Source organism: Pirellulaceae bacterium (assembly GCA_029243025.1).
GTDB lineage: Bacteria > Planctomycetota > Planctomycetia > Pirellulales > Pirellulaceae.
This window is the reverse complement of the sequence record JAQWSU010000049.1, coordinates 18,085-41,409: the sequence shown is the minus strand read 5'-3', so window position 1 is coordinate 41,409 and position 23,325 is coordinate 18,085. Positions and strand designations below refer to the sequence as shown.

The following is a 23,325-nucleotide window of genomic DNA, read 5'->3' as shown; positions in this document are numbered from 1 at the left end:
GAGCCTCGCTTTTCGCTGCTGCAACAGTCAGACTGTCAATAAAATGTGATGAGAGGTTCTAATGTCTCGCCACGATTGTGACATGATCCGGCGCGATTCTCAACGGCCGTATTGTGTCTCTTGTGGAGTCGATCGCCTGCGGGATTGCTCTGATCGCGGACTGATCCTTGGCACGTTCCGTTTGCTGATTTTTGATTAGGGAGCCGCAAAAAAGCGTGTCACAAGTTGGCCGGTCGTCAGGTCCCAGATCGTAATTTCTCCCGAGAAACCCGCTGCGGCGAGCAATCCCGATGAGCTTAGGTCAAGCGAATAGAGTTGGTCCTCGTGTCCGACGTACCGTTTTTTTTCGGCCTGTTGCTTCAAGCCAAACACGGCACCGGGTCCGATCTCGAAGCTCTTCACTTCTCCATTGGCTGCGGCGGTAAATAAATGGGACTGTCCGCGGTGCAATGCGAAGACTGGTTGGGAGCATGCATGTTGTAGGAGATCGATCGAGTACTCTTTTGCGAAACGAGCCTCCATGTCGGCGGCCGTGCCATCTTCGTCTCTCACAGTGACTGGGTTCCATCCGTGTAGATGTTGGCCTTCGCCCACCGACCAGACGCGTCGCGTGGTGGGTTCGCTTTGTACACCATAGACGCGGTGAAGGCCCTTGAGGGGGCCATATTCGCGACGATGTCCCTTGTAAGTGGTAAATAAATTGCCGGTGTCACGCGAGAAGACACGAACGGTCCGATCTTTGGAGGATGAAAAAACGAAATCGCTGCCGAGATTTTGTTGGGGCCATTCTGATTCGAGTCGAAGCAAGAAATCGATTTGCGGTTCGTGGTCGATAAGTGAATCGCCGGAGATATCCTCGCGTTGAACCCGGTAGGTTTTTCCAATCCCTGAGGTCGTGACTCGTGTGAGTCGGGTGGTTTGATCGTCGTCGACTTGTAGCTCCCAGTTTGCCTTGCGAATGATGAAGCGTTTGTCGGCAAATTCCCACCTCTGTTCCAGGTGGGATCCGCTTTTTTTTTCGTTGTCATTGGTTGTGAAAAAATCGGGTAACTGGTCGTTTGAGACGACTTGTTCTGCAAATCGATAGTTGGTTGTATCCACGGACGTGACCCAGTCGATATGCTGCGTGTTGCTCCATATTTCCTTGCGAGTTTTTAAGTCATAACATCGGACCGAATTGTCAGCGCCCCCCGCGATTAAGCATGACCCGTCTGTCGTAAAACAAAGGTCTGTGACCACGTCGGGCCAACTGGCCAGCAATTCGTGGCGATCGCCTGAAGGCGGAGTGGCTGTTTGTCCAACGTCCATCAGCCGGATTTCTCCGTACTCGCCCGGTGCGCCTCCTCCAACGGCGAGCTGTTGACGGTTGGGACTGTATTCAATGCAGTGGATTCGCTGAGGAAGTCCCTGGATTCGCTTTTTCAGTGATCCGGTGGCGATGTCCCAAGCGATGATTTCATGCCACCCGCCGGTGAAGATTATTGGGTCGTCGATTGAAAAGCGGATGGCGAAGATTGGAGGGTTTGAGCGATAAGTTTCAGGGGGAGATGGGTGACGACGCGCCGGTAGTAGTGAGGTTAGTCGCTGGTGAGGAACGGTGCCGTCGAATGGGGCGCCTTGGTTAATCCAGTTTCGAACCATCTCCAGTTGTTCTGGCGTAAGTGAACTGTCCTCCTGTGGCATTTTTAGATCGGGATCGGGATCGACTAGCTTCAAGTAAAGGTAGCTTTCATCGGCTTGCCCTTTCACAATCGGGGCTTCATCGCTCTCTCCAGCCTTCATTAGCATTTCAAAGGTGTGCAAGGCATATCGACCTTCCATCTTTTGATTGTTGTGGCATCCGAGGCAACGTTCAACGAAGAGTGGCGCGATTTGATTACGAAAGCTGATCTCCTCGGCCTGGGAGAGGGTCGGCAGCAGCAGGAGGATCAGGTAGTAGCTTCGCATTGTGTTCTCGGGGTGCTCTTTTGAGGGAGGAGGCGGTGCTTCGATGTGACCTCTGTCTACCGAGTGGCTGGAACGCTCAATGTTGAAATAGGAATTCGTTGGTGTTGATCAATGCCCAGACAATGTCTTCGATTGCCTGTTCACGATCATGGGTTGCCTCGAGATGGTCAAGGATCGCTTGGACTTCCTGTGGCTTGGGAAAACGACTGAAGGCACTCAGATAAAGTTGATCCGTAAGTTCTTGATCCGACATTTGTCCGAAACGCTGGCGCGCATGGTTCACCTGTTGGCGAATCAGGGGGCTGTTCATTAATTGCAGAGCTTGATCAAGACTGACTTCATCACGACGTTCACAAGCACATGCTGTTTTTCTTTCCGGTTGGCCGAATGCTTTGAGAAATGTTGTTAAATGAGGATAGGGTTGCTGTGTCATGAAATAGCCAGCTCGTTTTTGTTTCGCTTTGTTGAGCTCTGTTCGCAATTCCGATGAGGCGTCGGAGTCATCTTTCGGAAGCGACGTCTCAATCGCATTCACCTTCGCTGTCAGTTGTTCCCAGGCCGTCGCTCCTTCGCAAAGACGACGGATAGCATCTTGAATTGCTTCGGCTGATAGCAGGCGTATCCTGGCATGGGAAAATAATGTTTCATCCGATTTGTTGAACGGAGTTGTTTCGGATTTTCGCTGATAGGTTTGGCTGTTAAGTATTTTCCTGATGATGTGTTTGCGGTCAAAGCCAGCATTGATGAAGTCAGCCGCCAACGCATCGAGTAATTGGTCGTTTGCAGCTGGGTTGGACGAACGAAAGTCATCGATCGGTTCGACGATGCCTCGCCCCATCAGTTGGGACCAGATGCGATTTACAGCGACTCGAGCAAAGTACGGGTTGTCTGACGATGTTAACCAATTGGCAAATGCGATACGGCTATCCTCGTTTTCCTGGCGTTCGAGTTCGGTGGGCCACGGCTTCTGTTCGATGCCCGTGCGAGGGTTGCTCAAACGACGACCTGTCGTGAGTCCGACTGTGACCTCGTTGTCGGGCGCCGGGAGTTTTTTCTTCGGATCGTCGACGCTACGGTCGACCTCGTGGAAGGCTGAGGCAATTTGGTAATAATTGTCCTGAGTCCAACTTTCATAGGGATGGTTGTGGCACTGGGCGCACATGATTCGGGATCCCATGAAAATCTGTGCGACGCTTTCGGAAACCTGTTTCGTTTCGGGTGCAACCCGATAAAAGTTAGCGGCTGGCACTTCCGAAGTCGTTCCGCTTGCGGTGAGCAGTTCCCTGACGAAGCGATCGTAGGGCATGTTGTCTGCAATGGAATCAGCCACCCAACTGCTGTAGGCCGTGGCGCGATCTTTGGAGAGAGACTCCCGGTTGATTCGCAGCAGATCTGCCATCCGAAGACTCCAGTGGCTGGCATACTCGGGGGATTCGAGCCAGCGATCGATCAACGTGGATCGTTTGTGCGGATTCTTGTCGGAAAGAAAGGTGCGAGCTTCAGCAACGGTTGGGAGCAAGCCTCGGATATCCAGCGAGACACGACGCAGGAAGGTAGCATCATCGCATGTATTTGCCGGCTGATACTGCAGCTGTCGGAGTTTGTTGTTGACCAGTTGATCGACGTAGTTCGTCTCGTTGGGAGGATTCCATTCAAATCCGGGAATGTCACGTATAAGGGTGAGTTTTGCAGCGACCACCCGGTCGAGGTAACGAACGACCACCGCCGTCTGGCCTCGTTGGTTTGCCAATACAACGCCCGTGGGCGTCACATCGCCAACCGACGGATCGGAGAGCGTATAACTAGCGATTCGAGTGACGTCGCGGCTGCTACCGTCCGAGAACGAGGCGATGACCTGCATCTGCTGCCTACCTCCGTCGTCGTGGATCGGAAGAACACGGCTTTTCGGTTCGACTTGAACGGCAACACAGTCCGGCGCCGTTTCATTATCGACCTGGCATCCTTCTTCCACCCAACGGCGAAGAATCTCATAGGGTTCGGTACCTTTGCGAAGTCGCTTACCACCGCCATGCGGAATGGCAAGCGTCGGCTTCTTGAGTATCAAGCTTTGTTCTGGGACTAAAGGCGTGGTAAAACGGACCCAGGAACCTCTTACTAGATTTTCCTGATCAAGTTTGGGATCAAAGGCATTCAAAGACAGTTCCAAGGCTCCTCGTCCGTTAGGTTTGCCGTGGCAAGCGCCCCCATTGCAGCCCTGCTTTGTCAAAACCGCCAGCGTCTCCCAGCGGAATGAGATCGGTGTCGGGTCAGTGGACCCGGTGATCGTGATGTTTAAAGGAGTGCGGTGGTGTCGATAGCGAACATCGATCACTACGCTTCCGTCTTGTTGGGGTTTCACATAGCCTGACTCGATTTCGACAAGCGGCGTGGGAGAAAAAACGGCATGCTGGGTGAGATCGATGGGCGTATTGTTGGGGGTGTAGCCTGTGACCAGGATCTGCGCTGTGGCACGTTCTCCCGCTAGAGTCAGCTGAGTAGGTTCTACCTCAATTCGGTCGAAAGGAATTTCAGCGTGGCTGTTACTGGCGAGCAGGATGGCGCACAGGGAGGACGCAATCAGGTGCAGCACAGGAACATTTTTCATGCGAAGACCTCGGGAATGGCTCGGCCGCCTTTGGCAAGAAAGATCGGGCGGTTCTCGGGGGTTAAGATCGGCTCAGATACGTCAATGCCAAGTTTTGCGTAGACAGTTGCGCCGTAATCTTCGACCGTGTAGGCCATCGGACTGGTGACATAGGCACCGTCTTGGTCCGTTTGGCCCACCACCTGACCTTCTGGGACTCCAGCACCGGCGAAGACGATTGAAAAAGCATGCACCCAGTGGTCGCGTCCCTGTCGCTCGTTAATTTTTGGAGTGCGACCGAATTCCGTCACAAAGCAAATGAGCGTCTCGTCTAACATGCCGCGTTGATCCATGTCTCTGATCAAGCCGGAAAATGCCCAGTCGGTACTTTGCATCATAGGCCAAGTCCCAATGCCCCAGCGACCACTTCCTGCTCCTCCGCCTTTGATATTTGTATGGCTTTGCGAATAAATCGCGTCATGGTGATCCCAGTTCATGTTTCCGCCGCCGGGCCATCGGTTGCCGTCGGAGGGCCATTGAGTATTGATCGTTACGAAACGAACACCCGATTCGATCAGTTTTCGACCGAGAAGATAGAGGTCGCCTCGGTGAGTTCGGTGTTCTTCATTCGGGTGATACAGCCTTTTGATACTGTCCGGTTCACGGCTGAGGTCGAACGCCGCCAAGGTTGCCGGATTCGTGAGCATGTCTTCTGCTTGTGCCGAGAATTGCTCCATGGCTCGAACATCATTGGGGGCGTTGCCCAGTAATCCGATATTGAGATTGGCGAGCAGATCACGCCGTTTTCGTAATCGTTGGGGGCTGATTCCTTCCAGCTTTAAGCCAGAGACGCGACCGTGACGAATTTTAAATGCTTGATGGCTTGCGGCAAGAAAGCCAAGGCGAGATTCCTTCGATTGCTCTCCCGAACCCTCAAGCACGTAGGCGGGCAGGTATCTGGCTGAGCTGCCAATCTGTTGAGAAACGACTGAGCCGATATCTGGTATGGTGACCGGTCCTGTTGGGTCAGAGCCAGAGAAAATATATTGCGAACCCATCGGGTGGGAGTTCCCGACATTTGGCTTTGGCTGCCGCATGCAACGGACAACGGTTAACTTGTGGGCGACCTGCGCCGTTCGACTCAATAATTCCGTAAACTGCATGCCTGGGACGGACGTCGAAATCGGTTTGAACGGCGAGCGATGGAATGGGTTTGTTTTGGGTTTGGGGTCCCATGTGTCGGTGTGCGAGATTCCGCCTTGTTCGAAAATCACCAATACGTTCTTCGCTTGAGCGCGACGCGCCTGAGTGGCTAGAGCTGCCTGGAGATTCGACGAATCAGTCGATCCGGTTGTTAAACCAGCGAGTCCGCTGGTTGCGATTCCGATAAAGCTACGGCGACTGAGTGGGATGGGGGAGGGACTCATGACGCATCGTGGGTTTGTGGGGGTGCCAGCGGATTGCCCGGCGGTGGGATTTTGCAACGTGGTCGGGGTTAACAGCCGTTTCCCGTAGTGTAACTCACCTCGCCCAACATATCACCCTTCGTTTCGGATTACCTGATCGAGGCGACCGAAAAGGAATTCAGTCTGATGAGCGATCGGTCTACCAGTACGAAAGGCAGAGGACCGACAAGCTGATATCAATCGGCCAGTGCTCCGCTCGTCTCGCTTTGACGGTTCCTAGCTGAGGATTTCGTGGATGACTCGGCTGGGTTCGACTCCGGTTAACCGGAGATCTAAACCTTGGTGTGGAATGCTGAGCTGTTTGTGATTGATGCCGAGTTGGTGGAGCATCGTCGCGTGGAGGTCGCGAATGTGGACGGGGTCCTTGGCAACGTTGTAACAAAAGTCGTCTGTCTCACCGTAGCTCAAACCGCCCTTGATTCCGCCACCCGCCATCCATGTGGTAAAACAGCGAGGATGGTGATCGCGACCATAGGACTGTCGATCTTTCACCCCTTGGGCAAATGTCGTCCTACCGAATTCTCCTGCAAAGACAACGAGTGTGTCGTCAAGCAGGCCGCGCTGCTTCAGGTCTTTGAGCAGAGCTGCAATTGGCTGATCGACGTCGCGAGCCTGGCCACGTAAATGGGTGGGTAAATTCGTATGGTGGTCCCAGCCGCGATGAAAGAGTTGGATGAATCGTACGTTTCGTTCGGCCATACGGCGGGCTAATAAACAGTTCCGCGCGAAAGATCCCGTTTTGTGCACTTCGGGCCCGTACATTTGCAGGTTGGCTTGTGTTTCAGAGCTCAGGTCAGTCAACTCCGGCACTGACATTTGCATTCGAAACGCCATTTCCTGTTGTGAAATGGAAGTCTGGATTTCAGGGTCGCCGGTCAACTGTTGCTGTTGTCGATTGACGCTTGCGACAAGTGCGAGCATTTTTTGCCGTGTGCCACGGTCTACGCCGGCTGGATTCGAAAGAAAAAGAACCGGATCACCAACCGTTTGAAATGCAATTCCCTGGTGTCTGGATGGAAGTGGCCCCGTGCCCCACAGGCGGCTGTAAAGCGCCTGAACATTCACCTTTCCCGACCAAAAAGCTGAGGTGAGCACGATGAAGTCAGGTAGATCTCGGTTCATCGATCCCAGCCCGTAACTTAGCCATGCCCCCATGCTAGGCCGACCAGGCATCTCGTCTCCCGTGCAAAAAAATGTTTTCGCGGGATCATGGTTGATCGCTTCCGTATGGGTCGATTTGATTAAGCAGAGATCGTCTGCCATCGTGGAAAGATGCGGCAGCAGCTCGCTCATGTAAAGGCCGCTTTGTCCTTGAGGAGCGAACTTGAAGATCGAAGCACAGATGAGTTGTTTTTGCCCTCGTGTCATAGTGGTGACGCGCTGGCCCGCACTGATCTCCTTCGGAAGCGGCTGGTCATGGAGCTTTTCTAGGTCAGGTTTGTAGTCAAAAAGGTCAAGTTGACTCGGAGCACCAGCCATGAAAAGAAAGATGACTCGTTTCGCCTTGGGAGTGTGATCTTGCATGATGTTGGAATCTGCAGCCGCGCGCTTTGCGACGTTGCTTACCGCTGCTGCACCCAGTCCAATACCCGCTTGTCGAATAAACTGGCGACGATTCTGCAGGTCGCAAAATTGCTGAAAAAGATTTGTCATCAACGTTTGACCTTTGCGAGTTCAAGATTCATCAAGCTATGGGTGATCATTGTCCAGGCAGCGAGCTCGATGCGTTGTTTGTCATCGAGATCTACGAATTCGGTGGTCAACGATTGTGTAAGCTGGGGATTGTTTGCGTAGACGTTGCGGAAGTCATTTAACGTCGCCTGCAGAAGGACGAGCCGATCAGGATCCGGAAGATGCGAGGTGATCTTTTCGTAAAGTGACGTAAGCCGTTGATCGTCATCGCCCTTCCCCGGTTCGATGCTCACCTGGGCGCAAGCTTTGGCGGCACTGAAAAATTCGGTCTCGTTCATCATCAGCAGAGCTTGCAGCGGTGTGTTGGTTCGCTCTCGGCGCGGTGTACAGAATTCCCTGGAAGGGGCGTTGAGTATGGTCATCTGAGGCGGCGGCATGGCTCGTCTCCAATAGGTGTAGATGCTACGCCGATAGATCGCATCTCCTTTGTCGGCAACATAGGTAAGCGGAGCCGCCATGCTAACCGCCTTCCAAAGTCCTGGTGGTTGAGGTGGCTTGACGCTCGGTCCATACATCGTGGTGTTTAACTTACCACTCAATAGCAGGATCTGATCGCGGATCATTTCGGCATCCATGCGATAACGGGAACCTCGAGAGAGTCGTCGATTGTCCGGGTCGTTCCTGTACTCCTCGGGACTCGCATCAGAGCTTTGCTGGTAGGTGTTGGAAAGCACGATGGAACGAACCAGCTCTTTCACGTCCCAGTTTGAATCGCTGAAACGGAAAGCAAGTTGATCCAGGAGCTCCGGATGGCTTGGCCACTCTCCCTGTGCTCCAAAATCTTCCGATGTTTTTACCAAGCCGGTGCCAAAAAATTGCTGCCAGAAGCGATTCACGGCGACGCGGGCTGTCAGTGGGTGTGCAGGGTCGATAAGCCATTCGGCTAAGTCCATCCGAGTGTAGATGCCGTCTTTGGGTTTCATGGATGGCAAGGCAGCCGGAGTCTTGCGTTCGACTCGCTCGCCGGGCACATCGTAGGCTCCCCCGACCAAAATGTGGGTGGGTTTGGGAGTTGATCTTTCTTTCATCACCATGGCGAGGGTCCCATCTGGACGAGGCTCGTCGGGCGACGATGCAAGTTCGATCGCGGGTGTCTGAATACCGCCTTTCGGCGCCCGATCTGTTTCGGGCGCGCCATCAAAGTTATTAAAGAATGCGTAGAGTTGGTAAAACTCTTTTTGACTGATCGGATCATATTTATGATCGTGGCATTGACTGCATTGAATCGTCAAACCAAGGAATGCAGTTCCAAATGCCTCAACACGGTCCAGGACGTTTTTGTGATGACTTTCTTCTGGGAGAGCTGTTCCCTTGTCGATGATCATGTGGAGTCGATTGAATCCAGATGCAATGAGCTGGTCTTCACTTGGAGTCTCGTATAGATCGCCCGCTAACTGGTACCGAATGAAGTCATCAAACGAAAGATTGTCGTTGAAGGCGCGGATTAGCCAGGATCGGTAAGTGGAGAAATTGCGGAAGAAGTCTTTGTGCATCCCATTCGTGTCCGCTAGCCGGACCAGGTCAGCCCAATAACGAGCCATATGTTCGCCATAGGATTTTCGGTTGAGCAATCGTTCAACTAGATCCGCATAGGCATCGGGGGATTTGTCAGCCAAAAATTGATCGATCTCGGCGGGGGTCGGTGGAAGACCTGTCAGATCAAAAGTGACCCGTCGTATTAGAGTTCGTTGATCCGCTCGCGGTTTCGGGCGAATGCCTTCACGCTCGAGTTCGGCGAGTACATGGGAATCGATCATGCCGCTTGCCCATGCGTCGTCGACGTCGGGTAGAGAAACAGGTTTGATGGATACGAAAGACCAAAAGTTATCGAACTTGGCTCCTTCGAGGATCCATTGTTTGAAGAGTTCTTGTTGCTCCGCACTCAATGGCTTCTTGTTGGAATCGGCTGGTGGCATCCGCTCGTCGGGATCCGTCGAAGTGATTCGATGCCATAACTGGCTAGCGTTGGGATCTCCGGGGGCGATCACGGTAGAATCGTCAACGCTGCGCAAAGCGCCCTCTTCGCCTTCGGGTTGGTCGAGCCGTAAGTTAGCCTCACGATCGTCTTCGGAAGGCCCATGGCAATGAAAACAGCGGTCCGACAGGATTGGACGAATGTCGCGGTTGAAGTCAATGGTGTCTGCCCAGCCGTTAATGGGAATGATTACCACGGTAAGAAGTAAAAAAATTGTTTTGGGAAAACAGGCCGTGTTGCTGCGTTGAATCCGCGAAAGCGTCATCATTTCAAGATCCTCGTTTCAACGAATGGTACCTCTCCATTTTTACGTTTGCGAGGCCACATGACAACGATACTTTCGGCTCGTAAGGGATCTTTCCAATGAATCCTATCTTCACCGCCGCTTTTTGCGAATTGCGCAGCAAAGATGAATCAATTCAGCGCAGGTCAGTTTGCGACTGAGCGTTTTCGCACCCTTTGCCGTGGGCGGAATGCGGAAATTTAAGCTAAATTAACGTCCTGCCTCTTCTCAAGCCGCGAGCAGGAAACGACCGGTCTGCAGTCGGAGCCCACTGTGGGGCGGCGAGCTATAAATTTGATGATTTTAAACGCTTGACGACGGGAACGGTGCCCGTGTTGGTATCATTTCTATCGAGTTAGTTAACGCAGACTGGTTTCTGCGGCCGCAGGCATGCTCAGGGCACCGTGCATCAAAACGCAAAACATAACAGCGAGCCTGGGATCGACTGTTGAAAGCGCAGGCGGTGCTGTTGAAATCGCTGGCAGCGGAAGTCCGTTGCGACCAACTGGCGGGGAGGCTAAGATTCCGGCTGGATATTTTTCTGCAGATGCAGCGCGTGGCTTGCACGAATTGCTGCGAGAACGGATGAGTGTTTTATCGATCACAGCTTGATGGAAAAGGTCCATCTTCGTAAAGCTGAGTGAGACGCAGCTTTGCGAACGACGCATGGATGGAGAGACACATTTTGACAAAGAAAACGATCCGCACAGTCCTTTTGGCCGCATGCATGGCTGGGCTCAGCTTGTCCGCCGTGATGGGGCAAACTCCGTCCGACGTGTCTTTGTTAATCAATCGACTGTCGTCTACGGACATGGACGAAAGGCGCGACGCAGCGCGCACCCTGTCGAAAATGGGTACACCGTCGCAAGCAGCCGTGGGTGTTCTCGCGAAAGCCTTAAGCGATGATGACGGTCAAGTCCGTTCGCATGCCCTGGCTGCGTTAAGTCGTCTGGGTCCGCTGGCTGAACCCGCGGTTCCCGAACTGATCAAGGCTTTGGATCACCAGGACGCCCAGGTTCGATACCGAGCAGCGATTGCCCTTCGCCAGGTTGGACCTGCCGCAGTTCCCGCACTGATGCAATCACTTCAAAACGGTTCAGTGATCGGACAAACGGGCGCTGCACGGGCGTTGGCAGGAATCGGTCCTGCTGGCCTTACTGCGGTGAATTCTTTGATAAATGCATTGGCAAATTCTGAAGCAGACTTTCGGGACGAAGCGGGTCGGGCTCTTGCCACGTTTGGTACCGAAAGCATCGAAAGATTAATGACCGCCCTGCCCGACGCAGATGCCAGCGGCCGAGCGGGAATATTGCTCGTGTTCGAGCGGGTCGGCCCTGACGCGAATTCAGCCGTGCCCGATATTCTCGCAGCGGTTGAAGATGAGGATCCGTTAGTTCGTTTACGAGCCGCCCGAGCGCTGGCCTATGTTGCACCTGGCCATGAGAAACTCATTCCGATTCTGGGGACGCTCCTCGCTGACGAACATGATGAAGTGAGTCATACGGCGGGCGAGCTGTTTTTACTTGTGGGAGCGCAAGAGGCGGTGGTTAGGCAGCTGGCCGGCGTTGTCGAGACGGGGGATCTGCGGACGGTTATCCGAGCGGCCGACCTTTTGCGACGTATGGGAATGAAAGCCGATTTTGCGGTTGTGCCCCTAACAAATGCCATTGTTCGTTTCGCAGAATTAGATTTGGATGCTCTGCTTCCGCAGGCCCTTGGCGCAATGGGGCAGTCAGCCGTGAGCGGTGTTCTGTCCCAGCTTTCACAGCAAGAATGTTCCGAAACTGTCTGTCGGCAGTTTGTGGTTGCGTTAACCATCGTTGGCCGAGAAGCATCGAGTGCTCTAACCGGCGCCTTGGAGGCGCAGTCGTCGCAAGTTCGTTCGGTGGCCGCGTTGGCGCTTGGGAATCTTGGCGAATCTGCTCAACCTGCCTTGCCTCAGTTAATGGAGTTGTTGAGAGACGAAAACGAAGTCGTTCGAGCTCGGGCTGCGGAAGCCCTGGGAGGACTCAGCGGAGTTGCCAGACCAGCGATCCACCTGCTGGCCAACACACTCAACGACCGTAATCCAACAGTCCGAGCGGCAAGTTTGCTGGCCTTGGGGGCCACTGCTGAGAAACCGACGACCTATGTAGCCGAGTTTGAACGAGCCTATCAAGACGCTGACGCGAGCGTTCGACGAGCAGCGATACGTGTCATTGGGCAACATAAGGAATTGGCTGAGATGTCGATTGCCACGTTAGCTGTTGGACTGACTGATTCGGACCAGCGAATACGCGCCGACGCGGCGGTCGCCCTGGCGCTGGCTGGTGGTGTAGCCAAACAGGCGGTTCCGTCGTTGATCGTTTGTCTTCAAGATCCTGACGTCACCGTTCGCGCTCAGGCCGCACGCGCACTGGGGGCCGTCAACCATGTCGAACCTCTCACTTTAGAGGCGCTTGCGAAATGTTTGGATGACGGATCGGCCCAGGTGCGAAATGAAAGCATTTTGGCTTTGCGGGAAATGGGAGCGGCCGCCGCAGCAATCACCGGTCGGTTGGTAGAAGCATTGGAACACGAGGATAGCGATTTTCGCATTCTGGTCATCGAGTCGTTTCGGTCCATCGTCCAAGAACTTGATCCGTTGCTGAAGCCGTTGCTCTTGGCGACCGAGGATGAGGATCGCGAAGTAAAACAGGCCGCAGCCTACGAGTTGGGAGAGATTGGTGAGGAGGCACAAGCTGCCGTGCCGCGGTTGTTTGTGATGATCGAGGACGATAATGATCGCTATGCGGCCAGTAATGCGGTTGCGAAAATTAGCCCGCGCGATGTGACGCTGCTCATTGAAAAAATGCAGAATGAAAGCCCCTTTGTGCGATTGGCTGCCTGTAAGGCTTTACGTCATCTCGGCACCGATGCGGGGCAGGCTTTGTCGTTTCTGCAGGAACAGCTTGCCGATGTGAAGTTGCGAGAGCAGGCAAATAAGGGACAGGACTATGGAATTCGTCGGTGTATTGAGGAAACGGTAATGGGATTGTCTGCGACCGACTCGACTTGATGGTCAGGATCTTGCTGGCAGCCCGACACTGAGTTGATCAAGCTCTCCCGTACTATCACCAAACTCATCGATGGGTACTCCCAAACGATGCAACATCGCAACGTATAGATTTGCGAGTGGCGTTTCTTGGGGGAAGCGAACGTGGCGACCCGTGTCGATCGTTCCGCCGCCACGGCCGGCAAGCAAGATCGGAAGATCTTCGTGATTGTGTTTGTTTCCGTCGCTCATGCCGCTGCCATAGACGATCATGCATTGGTCGAGAAGCGTACCTTCGCCTTCTGGGATTTGACGTAACCGTTGCAGTAAATAGGCGAATTGTTCAATTTGAAATCGATTGATCTTGGCAATCTTGGCCTGTTTTTTCAGGTCTCCACCGTGATGCGACAGTTCATGGTGTCCTTCTGGGATGCCGATGAAGCGGTAATTCCGGTTACTGCCCGCGTTGCCGAACATGAAACTGGAGACGCGAGTTACGTCACCCTGAAAAGCCAGTACAAGCATATCGCTCATGAGTCGAAGGTGGTCCGGAAAAGCTTCTGGAACGCCGGGTGGTGGGGCCGTCGCGCCGAGAGGCCTACGAGCTAGACTTCCGCTTGTAGTGGCGGCAATCTTTCGTTCAGCTTCACGGATGCCGGTGAAGTACTCGTCAAGCTTTTGCCGGTCTTTGTTGTTCACCTGTCCTTCTAGTCCTCGAGCTTGCTCACGAACGAAATCGAGGACGCTGCGACGTTCCTGGAGTCGTTGGGCTTGAGTGGCTCTGTCGACGGAACTATTTCCTTGTCCGAAGAGTCGTTCGAATACCACACGAGGATCGGTTTCCTTGGGCATCGGCGTTGTTTCCGATCTCCAAGAGATGTTATGCGTGTAGGCGCAGCTGTAACCTGAGTCACAGGAACCCGCTTTGGTGCCGCGGTCGGCGCCCAGTTCCAGCGATGCCAGACGGGTGCCTTGTCCGATAACGTCAGCTGCGAGCTGGTCGACAGAAGGACCTAACCGAAGATCGGAGCCACCCGTTTTAACCGGTTGAACGGCCGTCAAAAATGAAGCACAGGAGCGGGCGTGTGCACCTCCACCGTCGCCGTTCGGTCGCGCCTTGTCGTGGGTTAAGCCGCTGAGGACTAAGAAATCTTCTTGCAGCGGCTGGAGCGGTTCGAGGATGGGGGGCAGTGCATAATTTACACCGGTGAGTTCAGGGGTCCATTCCGGTATTTGGACTCCATTGGGAATATAGATGAAAGCCAGCCTTTGAGGTGGTTGGGCGTCCCCTCGCTCATCCGCTCGCAACGGTATTGATTCGAGCATTGGCAAAGCAATCGCCGTGCTCATGCCACGTAGAAACCCACGACGCGAAACCATTGGCGTACGCATTAGGAAGATCTCCGTTGTTGGCGTTTCATCTGAAACGGGACCGACCGGATAACCTCAAGCACCAACCGGGACATGCGATAATTGTCATTTTCTACCGCGGTTACAATCGTCTCGATTGCGGCAAGGTCATAATACTCGATGCCGCGACCCATTGCATAGACGAACATCTTTTCGGTCAGGCATCGCACGAAATCGTGTTTACGTGCTAAAAGGGCCGACTTAATTCCGCGGGGTCCGTCCAGAAAAGTACCATCGGGTAAGGTGCCCGAGGCGTTGATGGGAAATTTACCATCTCGTTCTCGCCATGCACCGATGGCATTGTAGTTCTCTAAGGCGAAGCCTAGCGGATCCATGACACGGTGACAGGATGCACAGCTTTCGTTGCTGAGATGTTCTTCTAGTCGGTCTCGCAATGAGGCTGATATGGCGGCCTCCTTGGTCTCACTAAGATCTTCCACATTGGGTGGCGGCGGTGGGGGCGGTGCCCCCAGAATCTCTTCGAGGATCCACTTGCCTCGTTTGACGGGCGAGGTGCGAGTGGAATTCGAGGTGAGGGTCAGGATGCTTGATTGCCCCAGGAGACCGCCTCGACGCCGCGTTGGTAGAGAAACGCGGCGGAATTCGGGACCGTTTACCTCTGGGATATTGTAATGGCGAGCCAGTCGCTCATTGAGAAACGAATAGTTGGCATCCAGGAGAGTCAGGATGCTCTGGTCTTCACGCAGAATCGATGCGAAGAAACGGGTTGTTTCTTCCCGACTGGCAAGCCGCAGGTCGTCGTCAAAATCGGGGAAGAGATCTGGGTCGGGTGCTACCGAGGTAAGGCGCGATAATTGGAGCCACTGACTGGCGAAATTGTCGGCGAGCGCCCCCGCGCGCTCGTGGGCGAGCATGCGGCGAACTTGTTGCGTCAGAATGGTGTCGTCCCGAAGCCGGTTCTGTTCTGCGAGTGCAAAAAGTTCTTCGTCGGGACCGCGACTCCAAAGAAAGAATGAGAGCCGTGATGCGAATTCAAATTCACTGAGCGACACGACCGTCTCGGCTTCCTCTTCCTTGGAAGATTGCGTACGGATGACATGAAATAGGAAGTCTGGGGAGATCAGGATCGCGTGCAACGCGAGGCGAATGCCATGCTCAAAGCTTTTGTCGTTCTCTTTGGCTTGATCGACGAATTCAAGCAACTTGTCCAACTCATCATCGCGCACAGGTCGCCGAAAGGCACCGCGGGCCACCGGTGCAAGGATGTGGCGGGCGTAGCTTTTCCAATCATCGTCGTCGCTCGGAATGTCTCCTCGGAACTTTTCCGTTCCCTCGGGGCTGATTTCCTGATTGGAAAAAATGACGTCGGTGATTTTCTCGGCGGTGGCTAGGTATTTCTCGAACAGCAGTGGGGAAATTGAGAGTACATCGCCAATGGTGTCGAATCCATATCCTGTGTCGTCGGCGGGGAAGTCCTTTGTCACATCGATGTTGATGTGAAACAGATCAGTAATGAGATTCTGGTATTCCGTGCGGTTTAAACGTCGCAGTGTCACGTGGCCAGGATTGGGCCCTTTCAGGCCGTCCAGCAACAGCAGGCGGTAATGGAGCGTCTTGGTTGTGGTCTGAATCTGTTGTTCGCTCGGTTGCGATTCACCGTTCGGAGGCATCTGACGACGATGCAGCACTTCAAGGATACGAATCCAAGTTTTGCGGTTGGCTGGCGTGAGTTGTTGATCCGCAAGACTCGCCAGATTGAGGTCGGCTTCGGACTCATCACCCGAATGACAACTTGTGCAGTGTTGAACGATAAATGCATTCAGTTGCGTCGCACTGGTATCCGCATGCACAAAGGGCGAACTTCCGCAAAATGTTGCGAGAAGTGAAAGTGTCCAGCGACGGGCGCATTGTGAATGGTCGGGCAAACCCATGACCGGATTCTCATCTGCCGGGACTCGCGAGTCAAGCTTGTTTAAATGTGGGGGATCTCGAATCGCTCACCGTCATGGTACTCGTTTTGATTTCTCTACCTTTTACGAGGGCTCACGAACATCCGTTGATTGTCGAGCGGGATGTTATGAGGCCACGCTTTGGGAGCGTGGCAGTCCAAGGCACGGTCTAGTGCTGAAAACCGTGCCAAGGTAAGGGCTGGAAAGATAGATTTCCGACAATCGCTCGGGACTAACTTGAGAAGCTATTCTTCGTAAAGGCGAGCACGAGATCAGCAGAATCAAAGTCGCCATCACCGTTCCAGTCCCCTTCGGACCAATCTGAATTTCCATGCACGGCGTCTTCCCATTCTCCAGCCTGGAAGATACGAACCAGGTCGGATGAGTTGAATCGGCCATCCAGATTTGCATCGCCGTAACTCGTGCGCAAGATGTCTTCCACCATCACGTCCATATCCATTTGATCCAGGGTGTGATCTTCATTTAAGTCGAAGATTAGATCCGAGACCTGGATTCCGGCAGAGAGGAGTTTGACATCGATGTGATTCAGGCGCCCATCTCCATTGAAATCTCCCAGTAGCCTTGCACCGGGAAAGGTTCCATCGTGATTGGCCGGGATTTCTCCACCGTTGCCTAAGGGAACGGAGATGCTGATGGCATCTAAATCAAAGGACCCACGTGTGCCAATTCCGTTGGCGAGAGCGTCAAAGAAAACACTCCAAACGCCAGCGTTGTATTCGATTACATCTTTGTCTTCGACTCTACCCAGGGTTGGTACCGATGTGGGGACGTTGAAGGAAAAGAAGAAATGTTCCGGTGCGATTCGGGTCAACCCGTCGAGATCCGTTGCTTTGGGTAGCCCAATCTCGGTGGCGTCGAGGACGCGAGCAAAACTCGAACCGCTCCACGAGTAAACGTCAGAATCGTCCTTTTGACCATCGACGCCGGGGAGCTTGGTATTGCCGATCGTCGAAAAATATAGAGTGGAGCCGTCGACGCTAATCGCATCCAGATCCAAGCCGCCGGCTGTTCCTAGTCCGAAATGGCTGCCGTCGAAGAACAGGGTCCATGTTCCATTGTTGAATTCGACAACGTCCTCGTCCTCAACGGTGCCGATATCGGGCACCTCAACCGACGCGGTGAACGAGGCAAAGAAGTGTCGGTTGCCCACCACTGACAAACCATCGACGTTTGCCTTATCGCTTAGCCCGATGGCGGTTGCATCAAAAGGTCGCTCGAAGTTCACGTTACTTTCGGACCACTGATACAGATCTGCATTATCTGCTGCGCCATCAAGATTCTGTAGTTTTCCGTTGCCCAAGGTGGAGAAAGTCAGCACATTGGCGGCCAAGGTGGTTGCGGACGTGGAGGGCCCATCAATGGATTCGTTCAAGGCCTCATCGGTTGCCTGAATGGTGACGTCGATCGTGGTGTTGGGAGCCAGTCCACTGACCGTTGTGGAAGTCCCCGTGACCGTTTGGTCGAGGCTGCCGTCAACGTATACCCGGTACGCAGTAACGCCCATATTGTCCTGCGCACCCGACCAGTTGAGGTCGATGGTGCTGGCGGTCTCATTGGAGGCAGTGACCACTCCTCCTGACCAATTGGGTGGGGTCAGATCAGGTCCGTTGGTGGCTGCGAACGTTGATGGACCATTCACCGACTCATTCATGGCTCCATCCAACGCCTGAATGGTGACAGCGAATGTTGTTTCAGACTGGAGCCCTTCGACCGTGGTTGAACTGCTTGCGACGGTCTGAGCAAGATTGCCATCAAGGTAGACGTTGTAGGCGATGACACCGATGTCGTCGTTAGCTCCCGACCATTCCAGGTCGAATGAACTTTCGGTTTCGTTGGACGCCGTAACGTTGCCAGAGCTCCACTCCGGTCGCGTGACATCAGGCCCTTCCGACATGCTGATGGCGTCCAGGTCCAATCCTGAACTGCCGCTCAGTCCATTGTTCGATCCGTCAAATTCCAAGCTCCAAACGCCAGCATTATAGGAGACCACATCTTCGTCCTGGATAAGACCCCAGATCGGCACCGTCGTTGCTGAGTTAAAGGAAAGGAAGAAATGGTTGGGTGCGATAAACGAAATTGCATCCACATCTGCCGTAGTCGCAAGGCCGACGGTGGATGCATCGAATTCACGTGCAAAGCTTACCCCGTTCCATGAATAAATATCGGCATCATCGCCGGTGCCAGCGACGCCAGGTAAGGTCTCATTGTCGACGATTGAGAAGTAGGTGGTTGAACCATCTACGCTGATGGCATCCAGGTCGAAGCCGGCGGGGCCGGCCAGACCGTGAAGGCTACCGTCGAAATGGTGGGACCACGCGCCGTTTTCGAATAGGACGACATCTTCGTCCTGCACGGTGCCTAGGCCAGGTATTACAGTCGGATTATTAAAGGTGGCAAAGAAATGGCCATTGGTGACCACGGACAATCCATCGATGTCAGCACTACCCGCCAGGCCCATGGAGGATGCATCCTCGATCCGACTGTAATTCGCACCGCTTCCGGCCCATTGGTAAATGTCGGCATCGTCTGGCGCGCCGGCAAGGTTGGGAAGTGCATTGTTGCCCAATGTGGAGAACATGAGGCTTCGTGGGGCCTGAGGAGTGGGGAGATCGATCGTCTGATCGGCGAACTGTAGACGCTCGACGTCCGTCACCAGGTCGGTTCCATTGTCCAGCTGAGCGTCGTTGCTGAGGCCGTCTCCTCGAGCATGATCTACCGTGAATGTGCCGTTACTCACGCCGAGGTCATAGTCGGCAAGAGGTCCGGAATAAACGGCCGTATCGGTACCCGTATCGCTTGATTCGATCGAGCGTACGATCGAGATGTCACCCGGATTAATCAGGCCCGCAAAGACGTCGGCCTGGAGGTCAATCATGCTGTCGACGAGTTGTGTCGCACCTGGTTCTCCCTGTGGATCTGGCGCCATTAGTTGAGCACGCAGCCAGGCATTTCCATGAATGACGTCATCGCCACCCCGACCTTCGAGTGTATCGCTGCCACCGCCACCCAGAAGGATGTTACCCGATCTGAATGATGTCGTTTCCGCGGGGAGGATGGAGGCCAGACCGGCGATTCGGGTGATACCGGCCGCGTTCAATTCGTGGTTGGATCCGAGCGGTCCAGCTAAGTCGATCTCACCGGCGTCGTCGCCACGGAGCGCATCGTCCCTGCTCCAACCGGATAGCCCTTCGATGCCAGAAAAGCGATCGAAATCATTGACGGTGAGTGGAGGGGCAAAGACGTTGTTGAGTAGGTCGGAATCGGCGTCCTGGGGATCGTTGTAATGCGTCACCCAGTCGAAACCAAACTGCCCCATGAACCTCTCTTGCCCCGTGCCAGAGATGAGAATGTCGTCACCTCCTTCAGCAAAATATTGGTCGTTGCCTTCATTGCCGTTCAGGACATCATGGCCAGCTGTGTTGATGTCCGGACCCGCTAGAAATACTAGCCCGCTGTCTCCTTCGAGCCCGTCGCCTTGCCGACCCCCTTCGATCCAGTCGTCGCCGTCATCTCCGTGACTATCACCGCCTGCATCGCCATCGAATATAAAGTCGTTTCCTGGTCCCCCAAGAATCTCCTTCGGATCGGTGGAACCGATGATAAAGTCCATGCCACGACCGCCCTGGAGCAGATCAAACCCTTGTCCTGAGGAGATGGCATCATTTCCGTCACCTCCCTTGATGTCTTCGTCGCCGAAAAGATCTGTGATAATGTCATCGCCTAATCCGCCGATGATGTTGTCGTTCCCGCTTCCGCCTTCAAGGCGATCGTCTCCTCCGCTCCCCATGAGGGTGTCATCACCGGCACCAGATCGGATGCGGTCACCCTCGCCAGGGATAGCTGAATCGTTACCGGCCCAATTGACATGATCTCCGCCCGGATATCGAATCGTTCCAGCAAGTTCACGAACCAGTAAAGTCCGCTCATCGTATGGCGTGTTCGGATCATCCACGATCGGCGTCATGGGTTGGGAGCCCTGCACCGCGGCATCGAAAAAGTAAGTGGCCACTGAAAAAGCGTCAGCGGGTAAATCGGTTGCGCTGGTGTTGCGCATGATCATCTCAGAAAACGAATTGCCTTCCAGCTGGACCAACAAGTTCATGCCAGCTGTTCGTTCTAAGTAATAGAACCGATCGCCTTCTTGCAGCATTTCCATTTGCAACTCGAAGATTGAGTTGAAGGTATCACCGAGGATGCCGCCGAAGGGTTGTGTCTGTTCGCCAAGTCCACCGATCCAAAGATCGATCTCGTCGACACCTGTGGTGGTGATGCCGTCGATGTTGGCGAAATCGCCCAAGCTGTGCATGAAATCTGTACTGTCGGAATGTGATCCGGTGACCAAGGCATCAGCCGCTGTTCGCTTGGCGGCGACGGTGGTAGATGCGGTGATCGTGGGGTGAGTGCCGTAGGCTGCGATGTAATTTACCAGGGACTCTGGCACCGTGAGGTTGAAGCTGAAATCCATCCAGCTTTCGTAGGGTTGCACTGCCGTGTTGGGGCTCATTTCAAAAAGCTCACGACGTGTTTGGTTGAGCGGCGGTAAGCCGTAATCGCGTCCGCGAGCAATATTGATGGCTGCCAAATCTAGAGGAAGACCTACCAAGGTATTCCGAACCGACTCGCTGATGAACGGATCCAATGCATTGGCGATCTGGTGGGTCAAGCCTTGGAAGAGGCTTCCCGCAGCTTCGTCCGCTGTCAAACTGTCGTTTTCGTCGAAAGCGAGCGGATTCAGGAATGCATCAAATAGATCGATCGTGTTGGAGGTTCCGTCATGAGTACGAGCAAGAACTTCCGGTAGGATCGAATGCCCAAAACGATAGGCAGCCTGTGAAAATTCCGCGGTGATCGCCGCATCGATCGTTGCGTCGTATCCGTCAAAGACGTTGACTTGCGGCTGGACTTTTCGCGCGAATTCCTCAAACGCCAGATGTTGGTATTCCATCTCTGTGACAAATCTGGCGGCCTGGAATAAGCGTTCACCATCCCAGATACCCGGGCTGACCTGATATTCGTCGAGTAGCGTGGCATCCGCGCTGAGGACAATCTCTTTGATGTGCTCGACGAGTCGGTTGTGTTCCGAGTGAAACACATGGTGTACGGCGGTTAGGCCAATGTTTTCATTGACGCGACCATCGCCGGCGACGTAGTGAGCACCGAGCATTTCGTCATCAAAGGTTCCTGGGTCGTGGTCGTCGACCGTCAACGTATCCAGATCAGCGGTCTGAAGGATTGGGGGCGTGGCCGGATTGGAGTCGTGATTCCATGAGCCTGGAACCGCATGGTGGGCGATGTCGACGAGAAAGGCATGTCCCGTCGAAATAGCGTTAGCAGGGACAAGGACACCAAGGCCGCCGTTTGCTGTGGGGTCGCCTTCGAGTAACTCGCCGTTGTGTAACGCGAATTGAGGATATCCATTTTCGCCCGGCAGGAATTTTCCGTAGGGATCCGTGGCCATCAGCGGGACGCTGGATACGTCGTGATCGACTAGTTGAATACCAAGTAGACTGGCCGCCTGCGCCTTAAGCGCCGTCCAAGTGCCCATCCCCGTGTCAGGTGAATTGGTTAGCATGCGGCCAGTGGGAACCGGGAGATTCTCCGCATTGTTTTCGTACTCTCGTAAAAATATGTGCATTGACGGGTGAGACGCGTAGGTTTGTTGTTGATCAACATAAGGCGTCGTGTTGTTGATGGGAACGCCCGATTCATTAATCGCACGGGAGATGAGCATGAAATTTAGTGCGTCAGGCTCCGGGTCAAATAAAGAATCGTCCGGTTTCAATGGCATGTAAACCGGACTCCCTGTCTTGGTCGTTAAATCCAGGCCGTGATCAAAAAACTGACTGAAGAAGACCATCGTATTGTTGAAGGGCGCAGAAAGACCCTCGTCGGGTGCCACGTTGGGAATGAAAAGCACATCGCCATGCTCGGTGTCCGGAACCATGTCGGGCCCTGCTGCAGCTACCGCGGCCGGATTGCTTGGTGTTTGATCGGCGATCAAATTGCTAATCACTCGAGGTTCGCTGTCCTCAACAACTCCTGTCAATTGAGCGTAAGATGATGGATCACCGATGTTTTGGGGACCAGGGCCATCAAGGTCAACCGTCAGATTCTCTGCGTCTCGATAATACGGCGCGGTTAGTCGAGGGAAGGGACGGTCCGCCGCACCGAAATCTTCTTGTCCGGCTACCAAGTTATTGCAAGAACCATCGATCGTGCGTAAACCCAAGGGTAGCAGTTCGGCATTGGCACCGACTGGAATCTGGGATGCGGCGGTGCCAATTAGTGTTCCGCACGGATTTGAAAACGTTACCGTATCACTGTGGAATTCGGCGATTTTGATTTGATCCGCAATGAATGAGACGTCTGCCGCGTTGAGATTAAACCCTTGTCCAATGGCTAAGAGGTTTCGGTCCTCAAGTTTTTCGACGCGTGCGATTCTTCGATATTTACTCATGTCTGGCTTTCGTTAGGTGGCTTGACAGTTGATAGATCGTGTCGGAAAGTTTCGCTGCTATTTGCTTCCTTGGTTGATCCTTGATCGTTTGTTTGTCGATGACTCACGGTGGCGGTTCGATACGGCGCCGCTGCGTCGGGTAAAGTTCGATAAGTGGTTTTGACTGAATTGTGAAGGAAGACATGGCGTTGCGACGCGTCATTAGCCGTCACGATAGGCTGAAAGAACGCTGGGCCGAAAGGTCGTGCTGTGCGAGGCCAAGGTGGAACAAGTCCCGTGTGCGGAGTTTGGTGGTCGGCCTGTTAGCAGGCCGCTTCAAGTTAACGTTCAAAAAGTTAACGTTCAAACTTTTGGTGTTAGGAAAGATTCATGCTTCGGAAAATAACGGCGCAAAGTAGGGAAGACAAGCAGAAAATTGAAGATCGGCAGCGGTGATCGGGTCGGTGTTTAATCAAGTTGACACGCGTTTGGCTGAGTGAGGGATCTTGAATTGGCGCTCGCTGTTTCCTTAGCTACGGCCTGGGCGTGGCAGGTGATGACATGCCAAACTTGGCCGCGTAGATGAAG

General features: G+C 53.9%; 9 protein-coding genes. 1 reads left to right on the top strand and 8 read right to left on the bottom strand.

The annotated features are described in order from the left end of the window. Positions 1 to 195 precede the first annotated feature (195 nt). The 5 genes from P8N76_23990 to P8N76_23970 all read right to left on the bottom strand — a co-directional run bounded on the left by P8N76_23990 (position 196) and on the right by P8N76_23970 (position 9,932). Positions 196 to 1,947 carry a hypothetical protein gene (locus P8N76_23990; GenBank protein MDG2384751.1) on the bottom strand — a complete coding sequence of 584 codons (1,752 nt, stop codon included), beginning with the start codon at positions 1,945 to 1,947 and terminating at the stop codon, positions 196 to 198. A 76-nt stretch (positions 1,948 to 2,023) separates the two neighbouring features. Further along, the gene (locus tag P8N76_23985) at positions 2,024 to 4,552 is read right to left on the bottom strand and encodes a DUF1549 and DUF1553 domain-containing protein (GenBank protein ID MDG2384750.1); all 2,529 of its coding nucleotides are present in this window, start codon (positions 4,550 to 4,552) and stop codon (positions 2,024 to 2,026) included. After that, positions 4,549 to 5,958 (bottom strand): DUF1501 domain-containing protein, encoded by a 1,410-nt coding sequence (locus P8N76_23980; GenBank protein ID MDG2384749.1) that lies wholly within the window; start codon positions 5,956 to 5,958, stop codon positions 4,549 to 4,551. The genes P8N76_23985 and P8N76_23980 overlap by 4 nt, the downstream gene beginning before the upstream one ends. Before the next feature lie 255 nt (positions 5,959 to 6,213). Next, on the bottom strand, positions 6,214 to 7,650 hold the full coding sequence (locus tag P8N76_23975; protein MDG2384748.1) for a DUF1501 domain-containing protein: 1,437 nt from the start codon (positions 7,648 to 7,650) through the stop codon (positions 6,214 to 6,216). Next, complete coding sequence (locus P8N76_23970) at positions 7,650 to 9,932, bottom strand: PSD1 and planctomycete cytochrome C domain-containing protein (GenBank protein MDG2384747.1); 2,283 nt, start codon at positions 9,930 to 9,932, stop codon at positions 7,650 to 7,652. The genes P8N76_23975 and P8N76_23970 overlap by 1 nt, the downstream gene beginning before the upstream one ends. 700 nt (positions 9,933 to 10,632) lie before the next feature. Here P8N76_23970 and P8N76_23965 point away from each other — a divergent pair. Beyond that, positions 10,633 to 12,984, top strand: a complete 2,352-nt coding sequence (locus P8N76_23965) for a HEAT repeat domain-containing protein (protein MDG2384746.1) — start codon at positions 10,633 to 10,635, stop codon at positions 12,982 to 12,984. Positions 12,985 to 12,987: 3 nt separating this feature from the next. On the opposite strand, the gene P8N76_23960 is transcribed toward P8N76_23965, so the two are convergent. The 3 genes from P8N76_23960 to P8N76_23950 all read right to left on the bottom strand — a co-directional run bounded on the left by P8N76_23960 (position 12,988) and on the right by P8N76_23950 (position 22,758). Continuing rightward, positions 12,988 to 14,352, bottom strand: a complete 1,365-nt coding sequence (locus tag P8N76_23960; protein MDG2384745.1) for a DUF1552 domain-containing protein — start codon at positions 14,350 to 14,352, stop codon at positions 12,988 to 12,990. Continuing rightward, entirely contained in the window at positions 14,352 to 16,262 is a 1,911-nt protein-coding gene (locus tag P8N76_23955) for a DUF1592 domain-containing protein (GenBank protein MDG2384744.1), read from the bottom strand. Before P8N76_23955 ends, P8N76_23960 begins: the two co-directional genes overlap by 1 nt. A 250-nt stretch (positions 16,263 to 16,512) precedes the next feature. Next, a complete protein-coding gene (locus P8N76_23950) occupies positions 16,513 to 22,758 on the bottom strand; it encodes a peroxidase family protein (protein ID MDG2384743.1) in 6,246 nt (2,081 codons plus the stop codon). Positions 22,759 to 23,325 lie beyond the last annotated feature (567 nt).